The sequence below is a fragment of the Fluviicola sp. genome (genome assembly GCF_029266855.1).
Lineage (GTDB): Bacteria > Bacteroidota > Bacteroidia > Flavobacteriales_D > Crocinitomicaceae > Fluviicola.
This window is the reverse complement of the sequence record NZ_JAQSWB010000006.1, coordinates 26,174-43,070: the sequence shown is the minus strand read 5'-3', so window position 1 is coordinate 43,070 and position 16,897 is coordinate 26,174. Positions and strand designations below refer to the sequence as shown.

Sequence of the window (16,897 nt, the reverse complement as noted above, 5' to 3'; positions counted from 1 at the left end):
AACAGATAAAACCAATCTTTTGCTAGATATTTTACTCAAAGGCATTCTAACCGGATTTATACTAAGTATAATGATCGGTCCTGTATTCTTTCTTCTTTTGGAAACAAGTATCCGTAAGGGAATCCGGGCAGCTATTGCATTTGATATCGGGGTTTTTCTGTCTGATTTTATCTACATTATTATTGCACTTATATTTTACTCCGAAGTAAGCAAAATTACCTCGGGTGAGTATGGACATATTATTTCCATCGTTGGAGGAATTATACTCATGATCTTCGGTTTGGTGACTTTACTGAAAAAACCCAAAGAAGATAAAAAGGAAGCAGAAAAGCAGCTGAATAATCAGAAAAAAGACATGATTCTCCTGGGACTCAAAGGGTTTTTACTGAATTTTGCAAATCCGGGAGTAATTTTTTACTGGATAACTGTCATTGCACTTGGTGCAGACGGAAAGAAAAATGCCAACGAAGCAATCGATGAAAGCACTTACTGGTATATCCTGATCATTATGGTCACTTTTTTCTCTGTCGATATGCTGAAGATTTTCGGAGCAAAAAAATTGAGGCCCTTCATTACCGAAAATGTTTTGGTTGGTCTCAACAGACTGATTGGTTTAATTATTATAGGAACCGGAGTATTATTGGTAATCAAAGGTTTCCTCGCAAAATAGTTCTGTAACATTTTCACCCGTAATTGATTATTAAATTGAAATATCATTCAAATTCCATGAAATTCGTTTGCATCCTCTTTTCTTTATTTTCTTTCACTCTGATGGGCCAGGTAATCAACAAGGAAAACCTCACTCCCAAAGAGAAGAACTACTATGATTTTCAACAAACGCAGCTGGAATCCATTGGAAGTTATTACAAAGACCTGTTGGGCGAATCAAGAGACAAACATGGGAAGTGGCTGTACTATGACCGTTTCGGAACAGTGATCGAAGAACGCAATTATTACCGTGGGAAACTTCACGGAAGAGTGATCGCCAGTTATTCCAACGGGAAAAACAAGCAGGAAGGTTACTTCAAAATGGGAGAGCAAGACAGCGTGTTCAGAGAATGGAATGAAACGGGGAAATTAAGCGTGCAGGGGTATTATAAATTCGGACAACCCGTCGGAATTTGGGAATATTACTATTTAACAGGCCAAAAGAAACAAGTGGAAGAAATCATTGATTCAACTACTTATCTGCGCGAATTCTGGATGCCCGACAGCCTGCATACTCAAAAAGTAAAAGACGGAAACGGAGAATACCTGACCTTTTTCGACACCGGAACGGAAAAAGAATGGTACAACTATAAAAACGGTTTAAAGGATGGTCCGTTCGAGGAGGTTTCAATATATGGATACTTGCTTATTAACGGGAAGTTCAAAAAAGGGGAGAAAGACAGCACCTGGAACTTCTTTTACTACACGGGAGCAATTGAAAAAACAAGCAACTACCTTAACGGAAAACTGCATGGTGATTACAAATACTTCTATGATAACAAGCAAGTAAATGTGGAAGGCTCTTATTCCGAAGGAGAGAAATCCGGCTTGTGGACCTGGTATACGAAGAAAGGCACCAAAGATATGGAAGGGTCTTTCGATCAAGGTAAGCAGCACGGGAAATGGACTTACTGGCACCCGACAGGAGAAGTGAGTTATTATGCAGAATACGATCACGACAAGAAAACCGGAACTTGGGAATATTTTTATAAGGACGGCAGCAAATTCAAGACTGGACCTTTCAAGGATGACCAGAAGCACGGAAAATGGGAAACCTGGTATGAAAACGGTCAGCTGCTGATGTCGGGAGAATATGTGAAAGGCAAAGAAGAAGGAACTTGGGTCAACTATTGGGAAGACGGAAAAGAAAAGAACATCGCAACTTTTAAAAACGGGTTACTTCACGGAAAATGGGAATCGTATTTCCCTACCGGTAAACCAAACGTTTTCGGGAACTACAAGGAAGGTGAAAAAACAGGTGAATGGACTAGTTTCTTTGAGAATGGAAAACCAAAAGATGTTTTCAATTACAAAGTCATTATCAAAAAATCGAAGATTGAAAATGGTCCTTTGAAAGATTACGACGTGAAGGAAAGTGTGAAAGACGGACACTCGGTTTCATTCTCACAAAAAGATTTCAAAAAAACCGAAGAAGGAGATTACAAAAACGGTCAAAAAGACGGTGTTTGGTATACATACTGGCCGGGCGGACATATTCCGAGCAATACGACCACGTATAAAAACGGTTTACTGGACGGCAAGTCGACCGAATTGGACAGAAGAGGAAACCCTGTTTCCGAAACCGATTACAAAGATGGCCTGAAGCACGGAAAAATGAAGATCTACGACAAACGCGGTAAGGTAGCGAAAGAACTGGAGTTCGAATTCGGACAACAGGTTATCAAAGGAGCCGGTGGAAATAACATTGAGTTTAAAACGAGGTAAGCCAATTCAAAATGATGAATTCAAAATTCAAAAATTAACCTGAAAATGATTTTGTATTAAATGATCTTTTTTCTTAAATTAAATAAGAAAGAACTCATGACAGATCAGGAACTAGGAATTTTCGGAGAGCAGATGGCCCAGAAATTTCTCTTGAAAAACGGGTATTTCATTCGGAAGACAAATTACCGTTATTTGAAATTTGAGATCGATATTATTGCGCAGAAAGAGGACCAAATTGTAGTTGTGGAAGTGAAAACCAGGCAAACAGCTGAAATAGGAGAACCCTGGATGGCCGTTACCAAAAAGAAGCAAAGGCAAATTATTACCTGTGCAAACGAATACATTCAATCCAGGGATCTGCCAAATGAAGTTCGTTTTGACATTATCTCCATCGTTCACAATCAATTCCGCACCAAACTGGAACATATTGAAGATGCTTTTTCGACGTAATAATTTAAAAGATTTTCTCCCGCGGATAGCGCAGAGGGCGCAGATTAATCCGATTCATGTTATGGAAAATTACATTTTGCAGCATCTTACCTAAAAAACATGAAATATCTCATCCTTCTCTTAGCATTATTCTCAGTTATTTTTGCAACCTTTTCGCAGGAAGAGGAAACTATATTCACAAAGGATTCGATCAAATCATCAGAATTTTTATCGCAGGTAGATCATGTTGAGCTTTGCCAGGTAGGACTAACTTGTGGTAAAACAAGATGTACTTTAATAGGTGCAATAAGAGGTAAACAAATTGATTACTCCGTAATCAGTAAGCGAAAACAACTAAACAATTCCGATGAACTTTTTCAAATATTAATTTCAAGTACACAGAATACCTCATGGACAAGTGGAGACTGTTACGAACCAAGAAACGGAATCCTTTTTTTTGATAAAAATGGAGAGTTGCTAGCTTATCTGGAAATATGCTTTACGTGCAGTTCAATAAAAATATTGAATCCTTTCGGTATTCATAGTTTTAGCAAAGATCAATACAATGATTTGGAATATATTTTTAATAAAAAAGGATTAAAAACAAAGGAATAAATCACTGTCCCCTTTTCAATTATCAATTTTACATTTTCAATTGAAACTCCTGATCCTCAAGTTTCTATATTTTTTCAAATAAACAACGTATCTTTGCCGCGTCTACTGCGATAGTAAACATTAAATTCTGCTCGTGATGAACACAAGAAAAACAGGTACAGGGAAAGGCCGTACAACAACAGGAAGAGGTGCAAAGCCAGGTGGCTCAAAACCGGCTTCAAGAACAGGGAAACCAGCCACAAGAGGTGGAAAACCAACTCCGCGAACGGAGCAATCCGATTCTCCGAAAAGCAGCACTCCGAAACCGAGATCAACTGCTGAAGGATCTTCAAAACCGCATTTCAAACCAAAAGTTCGTAAAGGTGATCCATTACCGACTTTCAACGAAGATGATATTCGTTTGAATAAATATTTGTCCAATGCCGGAGTATGCTCCCGCAGAGAGGCTGATGTACTGATCCAAACCGGAGTTGTTTCCGTGAATGGCGAAATCATCACCGAATTAGGTTACAAGATCAAAAAAGGAGATAAAGTACAATACGACGGCGAAACAATTAACGCTGAGATCAAACGTTATGTTCTTCTGAACAAACCAAAAGGATTCATCACCACAATGGATGACCCGCTTGGAAGAAAAACAGTAATGAGCTTAATCTTTAATGCTTGTAAGGAACGAATTTATCCCGTAGGTCGATTGGACCGTGATACAACCGGTTTATTGCTTTTCACCAATGACGGAGATATGGCTAAAAAGCTGACTCATCCACGTTATGAAGCAACAAAGATTTACCACGTTGAAACTGACAAACCGGTTCAGGCCGAACATTTGGAATTGCTGATGCGTGGGATCGAATTGGAAGACGGACGCATTCAGGCTGATAAGGCCGAGTATGTGAAAGATGGAAAATCTTCCCGTGAAGTTGGGATCGAGATCCACTCAGGTAAAAACAGAATTGTACGTCGGATGTTCGAAAAACTCGGATATGAAGTAGTAAAACTGGATCGGGTTCAATTTGCAAGCCTTACCAAAAAAGACTTGCCGAGAGGTTATTACAGACATTTAACGGAGAAAGAGGTTCATTTTCTAAAAATGACTAAATAATTCAAGATGTACAGAAAGCTGTTATTCATTTTCCTTTTAGCAGTTATTGCAAATCCCGCCGATGCCCAAATCAGAAAGCATCAGCGAAAAAGAAGCACCAACGCCGGTACGCTTTTCTTCTATTGGGGTTACAATCGAACTGCTTATACGCAATCGTCCATTCATTTTATCGGATCGGATTACGATTTCACGTTGAAAGGCGTAAAAGCAACAGACAGGCAACCAAAATTCGGAGCTAATCTGTATTTGAATCCTGCAAACATTACCATTCCGCAATACAATTTCCGGATCGGGTATTATTTTACAGAAAAATGGGCCTTGTCTCTGGGCGTGGATCACTTCAATTATGTGATGTCACATGATAAGGAAGTTATGCTGGATGGTCATTTCGACATGGGAGTGGACTCACTTTGGGAAGGGAATTACAATCAGGAAACAACAACGATAGATCCGAATCATTTCCACTACGAGCATTCCGGCGGATTGAACTATTTAAGGATTGAACTGATGCGTTCGTTCGATCTGGTAGAATTGGGAGATCAAAGACAGTTTGCAATCACGGGAAATGTTGGTTTAAACCTGGGGCCAATGCTTACAACGACAAATTTTCTGTTTGCAAATGAGCAAAGCAACCGGTCAACCGCGCTTTCGGGTTATGGAGTTGGGGCTAACGCCAGTGCACGGATAGAATTTTTCAAGCATGTGTTTATACAGGCTGAAGGAGGATTGGCTTTTGCTCATCTTCCGGGTGTGAAAACGCGTTCTGATGATCGCAATCAGCGTGCAAAACAAGCTTTCGGATTAGCAACTTACAATGTATCTTTGGGCCTGATGTTCTACATCAAAACGAAGAACGGGTGCGACAGCTGTCCGCATTGGTAATTTAGACTACGCTCAACTTCCTGCAAGATGACTGAGCGAAGTCGAAACCATGTTTAAAAAATAAGTACTAACTAATAAAATATAGACTTGTTGATTTGAAGTCCTAACGTCTTAAAATCTTAAAGTCCTAATATCGATAAAAAATGTCACAAGAATTATCAGAACAAGAAATCCAGCGACGACAAAAGTTGCAACATTTACGCGATGCAGGCATTGATCCATATCCTGCTGCACTTTATCCGGTAACAGATTATTCAGCTTCGATCAAGAACAATTTTGAAGAAGGAAAACAAGTTTGCCTGGCAGGCAGAATGATGAGTCAGCGTGTAATGGGTAAAGCTTCTTTTGCTGAATTACAAGATTCCGAAGGAAGAATCCAGGTATACTTCAACCGCGATGAAATTTGCCCGGGAGAAGATAAAATGTTATACAACGACCTGTTCAAAAAATGGTTGGATTTGGGTGATTTTATCGGGATTAAAGGAGAAGTATTCAAAACCCAGGTTGGAGAAGTTTCCGTGAACGTAAAAGAATTCCAGCTTTTGAGCAAATCGTTGAAACCGCTTCCGCTTCCTAAAACAGATGCTGAAGGACAGGTTCACGATGCGTTTACAGATCCTGAAATGCGTTATCGCCAACGTTATGTAGACCTGGTTGTAAATCCACAGGTGAAAGATGTTTTTGTGAAACGCACCAAGCTGTTCTCTGCAATGCGTAATTTCTTCAACGATGCAGGCTACATGGAGGTCGAAACACCGATCTTACAGGCAATTCCCGGCGGAGCCTCTGCCCGGCCGTTTATTACCCATCACAATGCGTTGGATATTCCATTATACATGCGAATCGCCAATGAATTGTATTTGAAAAGACTGATCGTTGGCGGATTTGACGGAGTGTATGAGTTTTCCAAAAACTTCCGCAACGAGGGAATGGACAGAACCCACAACCCGGAATTTACAGCAATGGAGATCTATGTTTCTTACAAAGATTACAATTGGATGATGGATTTCACGGAACGTTTGCTGGAACATTGTGCAATTGCTGTAAACGGAATACCCGAATGTACTTTCGGCGAGCATAAGATCAGCTTTAAAGCACCATACAAACGTGTCACTATGCGTCAATCGATTATTGATTTTACCGGATTCGACATCGCAGGTAAATCAGAAGATGAATTGCGCACAGCGGCTAAAGGAATGGGAATTCCGGTTGACGAAACAATGGGCAAAGGAAAATTGATCGACGAGATCTTCGGCGAAAAATGTGAAGGAAATTACATTCAGCCTACCTTCATTACGGACTATCCAAAGGAAATGTCGCCCTTGTGTAAAACACACCGCGATAATCCGGAATTGACAGAACGCTTTGAGTTGATGGTTTGCGGAAAGGAAATTGCGAATGCTTATTCCGAGTTAAATGATCCGATCGACCAGCGCGAGCGGTTTGAAGACCAGGTACGTTTGGCTGAAAAAGGAGATGATGAAGCAAACGGATTGATTGACCAGGATTTCCTGCGTGCATTGGAATACGGAATGCCTCCTACATCCGGGCTTGGAATCGGGATGGACCGTCTGATCATGTATTTAACAAACAATCCGTCTATCCAGGAAGTATTATTCTTCCCTCAAATGCGTCCTGAAAAAGTGGTGAAAGTTGTTCTGAATGAAAACGAGCAATTGATCTTCGATATCATGCAGCGTGAAAAAACCATGGAATTGCTAAGCCTTAAAGAATCGGTAAACTTGAGTAACAAAGCTTGGGATACAAGTATAAAAGGACTGACAAAACACGGTTTGCTGAAAGTTACTAAAACAGATGAAACATTAAACGTTGACTTTATCGGTTAATTGATTTAAGATAATTGTTGAGAGCCCTAATCCGCCATGGTGGATTAGGGCTTTTTTAGTTCCTGGAGACGATTGTTATATTTTTACTTTTTTATTGATAAATCAACAAAATTTTCACAAACACACCTAAGCAAGCAACTATTTTTATCAAATCACCATCTATATGCTTGTGAAACAATTGCTAAGGGAATGAATGAGTATTGAAAATAAATATTACCTTATTCCCGATTTACTACCATAAAGGTAAAAGCTACAATACTTTTTATGAACCAACAACGAACTGAAACAAATCGATTAATCATCTCTGTATGTGCCGTCAGCGCATTCGCATTGATGCTTCTCCTCATCCCCTCCTGTAAAAAGAAGCCGACAGTAGAGCCAATAACTCCTCCTGTTGAAGAAGAAACCGGGGTTTCTGTTGATCTTACAACTGTACCTTATACAAAACTATCAGATTATCGTTTCTTCCAGGGTGACCTGAAAAATCAAACTCCGGCTGAAAGAGTTATTCCCTATGAACCGGCTTCCGGGCTTTTCACAGATTACGCGCACAAAAAACGTTTCATCTGGCTACCAACCGGAACACAGGCTACATACATCAGTGATAGTGAGGTTCTGGATCTTCCTGTAGGAGCGGCACTCATTAAAACATTTTATTACGACGACGTTCAGCCTGCAGGAAATACACGAATTATTGAGACCCGCATTATGATTCGCAAATCTTCCGGTTGGATCTTCGCCAACTATGTCTGGAATACAGAACAAACGGAAGCCTACCTGGATAGTAATGGAAGCTATACCAACGTAAGCTGGATGCAAAATGGTCAGCCAAAAAGTACAGCGTACCGGATCCCGAATCAAACGGAATGTCACACTTGTCATAAAATCAACGATCAACCTATTCCGATCGGAATCAAACCGCAAAACCTGAATACTGATTACGCCTATAATGATGGTACTCAAAATCAATTACAAAAACTGATCGCTGTCGGATATTTGCAGAACACCCTTCCGGGAAATATTGTTTCTACTGTAAATTATATGGATCAGACAAAAAGCATTGATGAGCGGTTTCGTTCTTATGTTGACATCAATTGTGCACATTGTCACAGCGAAGGCAAGCATTGCGATTACCGACCGATGCGCCTGGCATTCTCCGAAACTTCAGATCCTATTAATCTTGGACTGTGTGTTGAACCGGAAGAATTCATCAATTCAAACCTTGCATATATTATTAAACCAAATGATAAAAACCGTTCGATGATGTATTATCGTTTAGGTTCGACTTTACCAAGTGAACGCATGCCGCTATTGGGCAGAAGTATTGTTCACGACGAAGGTTTGCAACTACTCGAAGACTGGATCAGCTGGAAACAAACCTGTAACTAATACACTATTAATAAACTAAAAAACCAACGTTATGAAAATTAATTTTACCTTTTTTCTTTTACTTGGAATGCCTGTGCTTTCTCAAGCACAGAACACCTGTGCTACGGCAGTTCCAATTACTGCAGGAACTTACGCTGTAAGTGCTGTTGACGGAACAGATGTTCCAACTGTAATCTGTGCAACTAACGGAACGGGACAAACCGCCGGAGAGTGGTATACGTATACTCCGGATGCTAATTATACCGTCACTATTACAACTGATTTGGCGGCAAGTGCGGGAGCCGATACCCGATTCCACGTGTATTCAGGCGTTTGTGGTGCTCATGTTTGTGTTTCCGGTGATGATGACGGCGGGAGCGGATTAACATCAACAGCCAGCTTTAATGTAACCAACGGAACAACTTATACAATCGCTTTTGATAACCGATGGACCTCTGCCGGATTTAGCTTTGAGCTTACAGAAAGTCCGATTGTAGTTCCACCTACTCCTCCAATTACATTTACTGCAAACACTTTCCCATCAATCAGCGGTACATACGGTTTAGCTGTTACTGATATGAACGGTGACTTTTTGGATGATATCGTAACGGTATCTTCTTCCAGTGTTCAAATTCTTTATCAGCAAATCAGCGGAGCTTTTATTACTACAAATATTCCGACTACCAATACAATGTTTCAACCATCTTGGAGTATGGCAATAGGTGATATTGACAAGAACGGGTTCAATGATATGCTTTACGGAAGTGGGAACGGAGTAACATTTATGAAAGCAAATGCAACCGGAACAGCTTATACAGAGGTTTCCGGGACTGAATATGTTTTCTGTCAGCGGACTAATTTCGTAGATATCAATAACGATGGTAACCTGGATGCGTTTTCTTGCCATGATATTGATCCGAATGTTTATTACCTGAATGACGGAAGCGGGAACCTGACGTTCCACCAGGGAGGATTGGGAGATCACCCGGAAGGTGGAAATTACGGTTCTATCTGGACAGATTACGATAATGACGGGGATCAGGATCTTTTTATTGCGAAATGCCGTGGTGGGGCTTCAACAGCAAAGATCAACGAACTGCACAGAAATAATGGCGACGGAACCTTTACAGATGTTTCAATCGCTTCAAACATGGCCGATCCGATTCAAACCTGGTCGTCCGCATGGAATGATTATAACAACGACGGATGGATGGATGGTGTAATCGGTGCGAGTTCTACTGATGACGGTCCTCATAAAGTAATGAAAAACAACGGGAACGGAACGTTTTCAGACGTTACTGCCGGTTCCGGATGGGATACGAATCCAAGTTTAAATATCGAACACGTTTCTTTTGACTTTGACAACGATGGTTTTACAGATGTACTTGGCGGAGGAAATAAAATCATGTTCGGAAACGGAGATTTCACTTTCTTCCCAATGGTTTATGCTTTCTCCAACGGTGCTATCGGTGACTTAAACAATGACGGATTCCTGGATATCAGAAACGGAAACACCGTATACATGAGCGATAAAAATGACAACAACTGGATTACGATTAACCTTCAGGGAATTGAAAGTAACTCAAACGGAATTGGTGCGCGTGTGGAAATTTACGGTGCATGGGGGAAACAAATCCGCGATATCCGAAGCGGTGACGGGTTCAGATACATGAATACATTGAACGCGCATTTTGGTATCGGAACTGCAACAATGATTGATTCCATTATGATCAAATGGCCATCAGGACATATTGATCAGGTGAACAACCCGACAATAAACGAACCTTTAACAGTTGTAGAAGGATCACATCCTTTGAGCCTGTTGGAAGTGGATGGTAAAAAGATCGCTTTGTATCCGAACCCAACAATGGATTACCTGACTATTGAGAACTATGATCTGTTAGATGCTTCAAGTATCCAGATTTATACGCAAATGGGTGAGCGGGTTTTTGAAACTCAGAAAAAAGACTCGAAAATTTCATTGACCGGACTGGCTAGCGGTCGTTATTTCTTAGTAATTCAAACTAAGAATGGTGAGAAGTATTCTGAATCATTTATTAAAATGTAACACTTTATAAACTAAAAAAAGGGCGCCGGTCAATTGACGAGCGCCCTTTTTTTATTCTGTTGTAAGAATAATTTACAATTTGAAAATTACACCGCCTGTAATTAATGATTTTCCATAACCGGCTTCAGCATAAAGCCCAACTTTTTCGCTTGGGAAATAACGGAAACCAACGTGTGGACCAAAAAAGAAAAGTGCTCCTACATTAGAATCGTAGTACACTTCATCTTTGTACTTTTCACGAACACTTCTAAAAACAGGACCACTACCAATGTTCAAACCACCGTAAACGTCAATTTTATTGGCAAAATCTTTTCCTGCTTTATCTGCAATCAACTGCAGAAAGTGGAAATTCGCAATAAAACCGATCGGAACCCCAAAATGACGGTATGGGGAAGATGACGGAGCATAATAACCCGGAGCATAAACTCCCCCGTAATAATAACCCGATCCTCTAACAGCAACCTGAGCTCCAACCATGAAACCCAAACCTACATATTTATGGACACCAAATTCCATTTGCAAGTTGAATGCTCCGTAGTTTGTGTTGTAAGTCCGGTCATAGTCCGAATACATGGAGTAATGTTGGTTTATACCTAAACCTAATTGCAAATACTTGCTTCCGCTTCCACCAAAGCCCTGGGCCTGTGAATTACTTGCAAACAACCCGACGGTTGCCAACAATAACATAAATTTTACCTTCTTCATAACCTAATTTTTACTCTTATTGTTAAATCAAATATAAGGAAGTCGCGGAGAAGATGACATAAATCAAGTTTTTTTGTGATTTGGCTCATTTTAATAGCTTTTAATCATTCCGACCTTTGATTTATCAAAATCAAGAAGTTATGAAAGCTCAGGAAATAAAACCAAGCACTTGGACGAAACTCGAAAATCTGGCAAACGAGTACCGATTTGGAGTTATTGCAATCTCGTTATTAATTATAGGATGCTTAGGCGGTGTAACTATGAGTTACGGTGCTGCGCTCCATACATGGTCTCTGATCGCTGTAGTAATTCCAACAATGACAACCTTAAGTTTACTTTTAGCCGTGGCTCCTATGAAATGGATTTTGAACGCATTCATTGTCACTGTTTTAGTTGATATACTGGTTATTCTACTCGTTTAGCTGCTACTACCTAAATTTGAAAGTAGGGGAAGAATCTCGTATTTAAGGGACTAACTCCTACTTTTTATGTTTCAAATTCTACCAATTCCAAAGTTGTCAGTACCTTTGCACCTCCAAAATCGGGAAATATGATTTCAGTAGACAATGTATCGGTAGAATTCAGCGGTAAAATTTTATTCAGTGATGTATCATTTGTCATTAATGACACGGATAAGATCGCATTAATGGGGAAAAATGGTGCCGGGAAATCCACCCTTCTGAAGATTCTTGCAGGTGTAAACAAAGCAACCAAAGGAGGTGTTTCCGCTCCGAAAGACGCTGTTATTGCATATTTACCTCAGCATTTACTAACTGAAGACAATTGCACTGTTTTCGAAGAAACGAGTAAAGCCTTCTCCAACATCTTCGCGATGCGGGATGAAATTGAGGCCCTGAACCAGGAACTGACTGTTCGAACGGATTATGATTCGGATGACTATATGAAACTCATCGAACGCGTTTCCGAATTAAGCGAAAAATTCTACTCCATTGAAGAAATCAATTACGACGGCGAAGTAGAAAAGGTGCTGAAAGGAATGGGATTTGAACGGGAAGATTTCACGCGATCTACCTCCGAGTTTAGCGGTGGATGGAGAATGCGTATCGAACTGGCGAAAATCCTGCTTCAAAAACCGGATCTGATCCTCCTGGATGAGCCTACCAACCATATGGATATCGAATCGATCCAATGGCTGGAAGATTTTTTGGTAAACAGCGCCAAGGCTGTTGTGGTTATTTCGCATGACCGTGCATTTGTGGATGCAATTACCAATCGCACGATTGAAGTAACCATGGGTCGTATTTACGATTACAAAGCGAAATATTCCCATTACCTGGAATTGCGCAAGGAGCGAAGAACCCAACAACAAAAACAATACGAAGAGCAGCAAAAATTCATTGCTGAAACTACTGAATTTATTGAGCGTTTCAAAGGAACCTACTCCAAAACCCTTCAGGTTCAGTCACGCGTAAAGATGCTGGAGAAACTGGACATCATTGAAGTGGATGAAGTAGATAATTCTGCTTTGCGCTTAAAGTTCCCTCCTGCTCCGCGTTCCGGTTCTTACCCGGTTGTTATTACGGATCTGAGCAAAAAATATGACAATCATGTGGTATTCCAGGATGTCAATGTAACTATTGAACGCGGAGAGAAAGTAGCTTTTGTAGGAAGAAACGGTGAAGGAAAATCCACTTTGGTCAAAGCAATCATGAAAGAAATCGGGTTTGAAGGAAACCTGGAGTTAGGCCACAATACACAAATCGGATATTTTGCACAAAATCAGGCTTCCCTGTTGGATGAAGAATTAACGATCTTCGAAACCATTGACCGTATTGCTGAAGGCGATGTGCGGACTAAGATAAAGGATTTGCTGGGCGCTTTCATGTTCGGCGGGGATTCTTCTACCAAAAAGGTAAAGGTGCTCTCAGGAGGAGAAAAAACGCGTCTGGCACTAATCAAATTATTGCTTGAACCTGTTAATTTGCTGATTCTCGATGAGCCAACGAATCATTTGGATATGAAAACGAAGGATATTATCAAGGATGCATTAAATGCTTTTGACGGAACACTTGTTTTGGTTTCACACGACCGCGACTTCCTGGACGGTTTGGTAACAAAAGTATACGAGTTCGGAAACAAACAGGTGAAAACGCATTTTGATGATATCAACGGATTCCTGGCAACTAAGAAAATGGAGAATCTGAAGGAGATTGAACGAAAATTAAGCTAGACTTGGGAAACTGGTTCCGGCAAAATCTAAATTCTTTCAACTTTAGACGTAATTCCGCATCCCGATAGCTATCGGGATACGTCAGCAACTTTAGATAACACTATTTAAACTCCTGAAAACAAATCAATTAAATACTGTCCGTATTACTTCCAGGGACTTCATTTTTCGCATACCACTTACATGAAACTGAAAATACTCCAGCCAGGCATCAATCAGTTTCACGCGTTCTTCTTTTGGAATATTGAGTGATAAAAAATCCATTTTTTCGTATTGCAGACTATCAGCAAGCCAATGGAGCCAGGATTCCTCCAGGTATGCCGGGAAAAACGGCAGTTCATTTGTGAACTTCCCTTCCTGCAATTCAAAATAACGCGGAGGATTACTTTGAATCTCCGGCTGGAAACCTTCCAATTTACTTACCTGGGCCAAAAACCAAATCAGGTAGTTGCTAAGTTCCCCACTCAGGTTCAACCAATGAATTTCATCACTTAAAAATTGAAACAGTTTTTTATCCTGGTGATTATCCCGCAGACAGATCATCATTAATTCGGAGACAAAAAAGGCAATGCTCGATTTTAAAGGATTATCCAACAGGTGGTGCAAAGGTTCCAAACTCTGCATTTCTGTCAGTTTCAGTAAGCTGCTGTCATTGCGCCTATAATAGGTGATTTCAACCAATTCCAAAGGAAACAAGATCAATCCTTTCTTCTTTTTGGCACCCTGGAATAAAAAGGTTTGCAGCCCGGATTCGAATGTGAACAAATTTACAATCAAACTGGTTTCAGAATAAGGTAAGCGTGACAGAACAACCGCTTTATCCGTGGTTTTCATCGGATCACGACTACTTTACCTACTTTTTTACCTTTACCTTCTGCCGGAGCTGTCCAAATAAAATAAACCCCTGAGCTTACCTCCTCACCTGTCAGTCTTTTACCGTTCCAGGTTGCCGTTCCTCCATTTGAAGTTGTTTTGTACACCAGGTTTCCGGCTGCATCCGTAATTTTCACATCACTTCCGTATTTGATTCCCTGAATGGTAATCGGACCAAAGAAATCCGGTTTGACAGGATTAGGAAATACAGTAGTTGAAGCGTAGTCCGGATCTTCATAAGTTGCATCCGTGCGGTAGGAAACCATTCCGTTATCGGTGATTATGAAAAGTTCACCTGTAAGGTGGTTAAACTCCATATCCAAAACCAGGTTTGAAATCATGGGAGAATTGTCCTTATTGAAATTTGCCAGTACTTCCTGACCGTCAGCAGAAACTAAAAACACTCCCGATTCCTGTGTTCCGATCCATTTTCTGTTTCCGCCATCGATTTCAATATCCGAGATAAAGGAATTTCCAAGCAGCATTTCCACATTCCCGTCATATGTTACCAAAATGCGGGAAGCGTCCGTTGTTCCGGCAGCAGAGAAAATCCCGTCGCTGTTATACAAAACCGCCAGTCCGTTATCGGTCCCGATCCATATCTCATTATCAAAATCCACTGCTACTGCAGTTACCGTTTCAGACGGCAGGTTCCCGGACCCAGTCCCCGTTTGCAATACCTTAATGATATCATCCGAAGTATTTGAGATCGTCCCGTTGTCTTTGTACCCCATTAATCCTTTACCGTAAACTGCAACCCATTTATTCCCGTTGTAATCTATTGCCAATTCAGATGCATACAATCCGGAAACAATCGAGTTTGTGGACATTGCGTACCAGCTCCCGTCTGCAGTACGAACCTTTAAAGGCTTGTTGGCAAAACCATTTACAATCCACAAGTTTCCGTCATCATCATATTCCAGGCTGGTGATACATGTCATATTATTACCCAGTGTGGTATTTTCCAGGATTGAATTTGAAGCTCCATAAACCTGGGTAATTGCTGAGCCGGTTGCAATGCTTAAACCATTGGTACAGTATCCGCCGAAAGCCACCTCATCCAAATTTTTAGGATTTATAGCAGCAGTTCCGATATCCCAAACGCCACTTGTCCAGGAAGCAGGTTGATTCAATTTATCATATAAACTCCATGTTTCATCCTGCATGGTATAAGCGCCTGAAAGACTGAAACTTAAAACAACCCGGTCAATCGTACCACCGGTCACAACAATTTTGCCATCATTTCCATTAATACTGAAAAAATCATTCTTCGGCGGGCCTTCTTTTGAAATAATCTTTGCGTTTCCAAAAGTATCATACTTCACCAATCCGTTTTTGTAATCCGCAATCCAGTAGTTAGTCCCATCGTACGTCACCGCGCGAATCTCAGGAGAAGGGTTTGAGTAAACCGGAATTCCGAAAAAGATCGATAAATCATCATTAAAAAGAACATAAGAGTCTGAGAAACTCACCCCGAACTTGTTATTAATGATCTGGAAGTTTATAATCTCCATGTTGAACTGGTGACCAATAAATTCCTGCAATCCGCCTGAAGTAACCTTCATAATCGAATCTCCGCCATACGCTTCCTTTTTAGCCAGGATATACACTTCATTATTATAAACTCCCGCTTCCTGGTAAATGACATCCAAAGCCGGTACATCCACGCGTGTATCCACCGTCCAGTTATTGGGATTTCCCAAAAGCTGATTATTCTCAAAAGCCTTGATCATTCCATCATTATGTAAAGCGTAGATGGAATCATTCAGGAACAGGATGGATTGATAATTCTTAGGTGATGTAAAAGGATTGTAAGTATCTTTTACTTCATGTTTAACCGGATCCAGAACAATAATTGCAAAGCCGGTTGCGGCAAACACTTTTCCATTCCTGGAGGTAAAACTATTGATCCGTTTATTTCCGGTTATCGCTGCTAATTTAACCGCGGGAATATTCACAATACTTCCATCGGAATAAAGCTGATCAATATTTCCATTATCGTATCCGATGAAAAAAGATTTCGTACCCGGATCATAGGAAATACACGAAACTAAAATATCCGAAAGACCATTCAGATCATTGTAGATCTTGGTTTCTCCTGCTGCCTGATCGTATTCAATAACGCCTGTTTTCAATGCAGCCAGGGCAAGTCCGTCTCCATAAGCCACGTCAACAGCTTGTGCTGCAGCGACATGCATTCTCCATTCCCCCGTTCCGAGTTGTGAAAATGCCGAGGAGGATAAGCCCAATAAAGCTACTAAAAGAAGGTTCCGCATGAAATTTGTTTTGATGTATAAACGCATACTCTTCAAAATTATTGGAAAAATCGCAAGAGAAGTGAAAAAAGGAACTAATTTTGGGGTGTGATTGCATTTGTCAGTCAAAAA

14 protein-coding genes are annotated in these 16,897 nt (G+C 40.6%); 11 read left to right on the top strand and 3 right to left on the bottom strand.

Annotated features, from left to right (window positions below):
• Positions 1-19: 19 nt before the first annotated feature.
• The 9 genes from K0S23_RS12965 (at position 20) to K0S23_RS12925 (ending at position 10,744) form a co-directional block, all read left to right on the top strand.
• Positions 20-670, top strand: coding sequence for a LysE family translocator (locus K0S23_RS12965; RefSeq protein WP_300358051.1), 651 nt, complete (start codon positions 20-22; stop codon positions 668-670).
• Positions 671-726: 56 nt separating this feature from the next.
• Positions 727-2,433 (top strand): toxin-antitoxin system YwqK family antitoxin, encoded by a 1,707-nt coding sequence (locus K0S23_RS12960; protein ID WP_300358050.1) that lies wholly within the window; start codon positions 727-729, stop codon positions 2,431-2,433.
• A 60-nt stretch (positions 2,434-2,493) separates the two neighbouring features.
• Positions 2,494-2,883, top strand: a complete 390-nt coding sequence (locus K0S23_RS12955; RefSeq protein WP_300358049.1) for a YraN family protein — start codon at positions 2,494-2,496, stop codon at positions 2,881-2,883.
• Positions 2,884-2,982: 99 nt separating this feature from the next.
• Positions 2,983-3,477 carry a hypothetical protein gene (locus tag K0S23_RS12950; protein WP_300358048.1) on the top strand — a complete coding sequence of 165 codons (495 nt, stop codon included), beginning with the start codon at positions 2,983-2,985 and terminating at the stop codon, positions 3,475-3,477.
• Between the two features lie 136 nt (positions 3,478-3,613).
• Positions 3,614-4,579 carry a pseudouridine synthase gene (locus K0S23_RS12945; protein WP_300358046.1) on the top strand — a complete coding sequence of 322 codons (966 nt, stop codon included), beginning with the start codon at positions 3,614-3,616 and terminating at the stop codon, positions 4,577-4,579.
• Positions 4,580-4,585: 6 nt separating this feature from the next.
• Entirely contained in the window at positions 4,586-5,461 is an 876-nt protein-coding gene (locus tag K0S23_RS12940) for a hypothetical protein (protein WP_300358045.1), read from the top strand.
• A 143-nt stretch (positions 5,462-5,604) separates the two neighbouring features.
• Entirely contained in the window at positions 5,605-7,308 is a 1,704-nt protein-coding gene (lysS, locus tag K0S23_RS12935; RefSeq protein WP_300358044.1) for a lysine--tRNA ligase, read from the top strand.
• 264 nt (positions 7,309-7,572) lie between these two features.
• On the top strand, positions 7,573-8,697 hold the full coding sequence (locus K0S23_RS12930) for a hypothetical protein (RefSeq protein ID WP_300358043.1): 1,125 nt from the start codon (positions 7,573-7,575) through the stop codon (positions 8,695-8,697).
• A gap of 31 nt (positions 8,698-8,728) precedes the next feature.
• Positions 8,729-10,744 carry an FG-GAP-like repeat-containing protein gene (locus K0S23_RS12925; RefSeq protein WP_300358042.1) on the top strand — a complete coding sequence of 672 codons (2,016 nt, stop codon included), beginning with the start codon at positions 8,729-8,731 and terminating at the stop codon, positions 10,742-10,744.
• 72 nt (positions 10,745-10,816) lie between these two features.
• On the opposite strand, the gene K0S23_RS12920 is transcribed toward K0S23_RS12925, so the two are convergent.
• On the bottom strand, positions 10,817-11,449 hold the full coding sequence (locus K0S23_RS12920) for a hypothetical protein (protein WP_300358040.1): 633 nt from the start codon (positions 11,447-11,449) through the stop codon (positions 10,817-10,819).
• 140 nt (positions 11,450-11,589) lie between these two features.
• On the opposite strand from K0S23_RS12920, the gene K0S23_RS12915 reads away from it, so the two are divergent.
• Entirely contained in the window at positions 11,590-11,871 is a 282-nt protein-coding gene (locus K0S23_RS12915) for a hypothetical protein (protein WP_300358038.1), read from the top strand.
• 128 nt (positions 11,872-11,999) lie between these two features.
• Complete coding sequence (locus tag K0S23_RS12910) at positions 12,000-13,640, top strand: ABC-F family ATP-binding cassette domain-containing protein (protein WP_300358037.1); 1,641 nt, start codon at positions 12,000-12,002, stop codon at positions 13,638-13,640.
• Between the two features lie 123 nt (positions 13,641-13,763).
• On the opposite strand, the gene recO is transcribed toward K0S23_RS12910, so the two are convergent.
• Positions 13,764-14,471 carry a DNA repair protein RecO gene (recO, locus tag K0S23_RS12905; RefSeq protein ID WP_300358036.1) on the bottom strand — a complete coding sequence of 236 codons (708 nt, stop codon included), beginning with the start codon at positions 14,469-14,471 and terminating at the stop codon, positions 13,764-13,766.
• A complete protein-coding gene (locus K0S23_RS12900; protein WP_300358035.1) occupies positions 14,468-16,786 on the bottom strand; it encodes a two-component regulator propeller domain-containing protein in 2,319 nt (772 codons plus the stop codon). The genes recO and K0S23_RS12900 overlap by 4 nt, the downstream gene beginning before the upstream one ends.
• Positions 16,787-16,897: the final 111 nt, after the last annotated feature.

Bases quoted from the DNA above. Each gene is read 5' to 3' on its own strand.
- K0S23_RS12945 (WP_300358046.1), top strand. From the start codon at position 3,614: ATGAACACAAGAAAAACAGGTACAGGGAAAGGCCGTACAACAACAGGA.
- recO (WP_300358036.1), bottom strand. From the start codon at position 14,471: ATGAAAACCACGGATAAAGCGGTTGTTCTGTCACGCTTACCTTATTCT.
- K0S23_RS12960 (WP_300358050.1), top strand. From the start codon at position 727: ATGAAATTCGTTTGCATCCTCTTTTCTTTATTTTCTTTCACTCTGATG.
- K0S23_RS12915 (WP_300358038.1), top strand. From the start codon at position 11,590: ATGAAAGCTCAGGAAATAAAACCAAGCACTTGGACGAAACTCGAAAAT.
- K0S23_RS12955 (WP_300358049.1), top strand. From the start codon at position 2,494: ATGATCTTTTTTCTTAAATTAAATAAGAAAGAACTCATGACAGATCAG.
- K0S23_RS12930 (WP_300358043.1), top strand. From the start codon at position 7,573: ATGAACCAACAACGAACTGAAACAAATCGATTAATCATCTCTGTATGT.
- K0S23_RS12940 (WP_300358045.1), top strand. From the start codon at position 4,586: ATGTACAGAAAGCTGTTATTCATTTTCCTTTTAGCAGTTATTGCAAAT.
- lysS (WP_300358044.1), top strand. From the start codon at position 5,605: ATGTCACAAGAATTATCAGAACAAGAAATCCAGCGACGACAAAAGTTG.
- K0S23_RS12910 (WP_300358037.1), top strand. From the start codon at position 12,000: ATGATTTCAGTAGACAATGTATCGGTAGAATTCAGCGGTAAAATTTTA.
- K0S23_RS12920 (WP_300358040.1), bottom strand. From the start codon at position 11,449: ATGAAGAAGGTAAAATTTATGTTATTGTTGGCAACCGTCGGGTTGTTT.
- K0S23_RS12900 (WP_300358035.1), bottom strand. From the start codon at position 16,786: ATGCGGAACCTTCTTTTAGTAGCTTTATTGGGCTTATCCTCCTCGGCA.
- K0S23_RS12950 (WP_300358048.1), top strand. From the start codon at position 2,983: ATGAAATATCTCATCCTTCTCTTAGCATTATTCTCAGTTATTTTTGCA.
- K0S23_RS12925 (WP_300358042.1), top strand. From the start codon at position 8,729: ATGAAAATTAATTTTACCTTTTTTCTTTTACTTGGAATGCCTGTGCTT.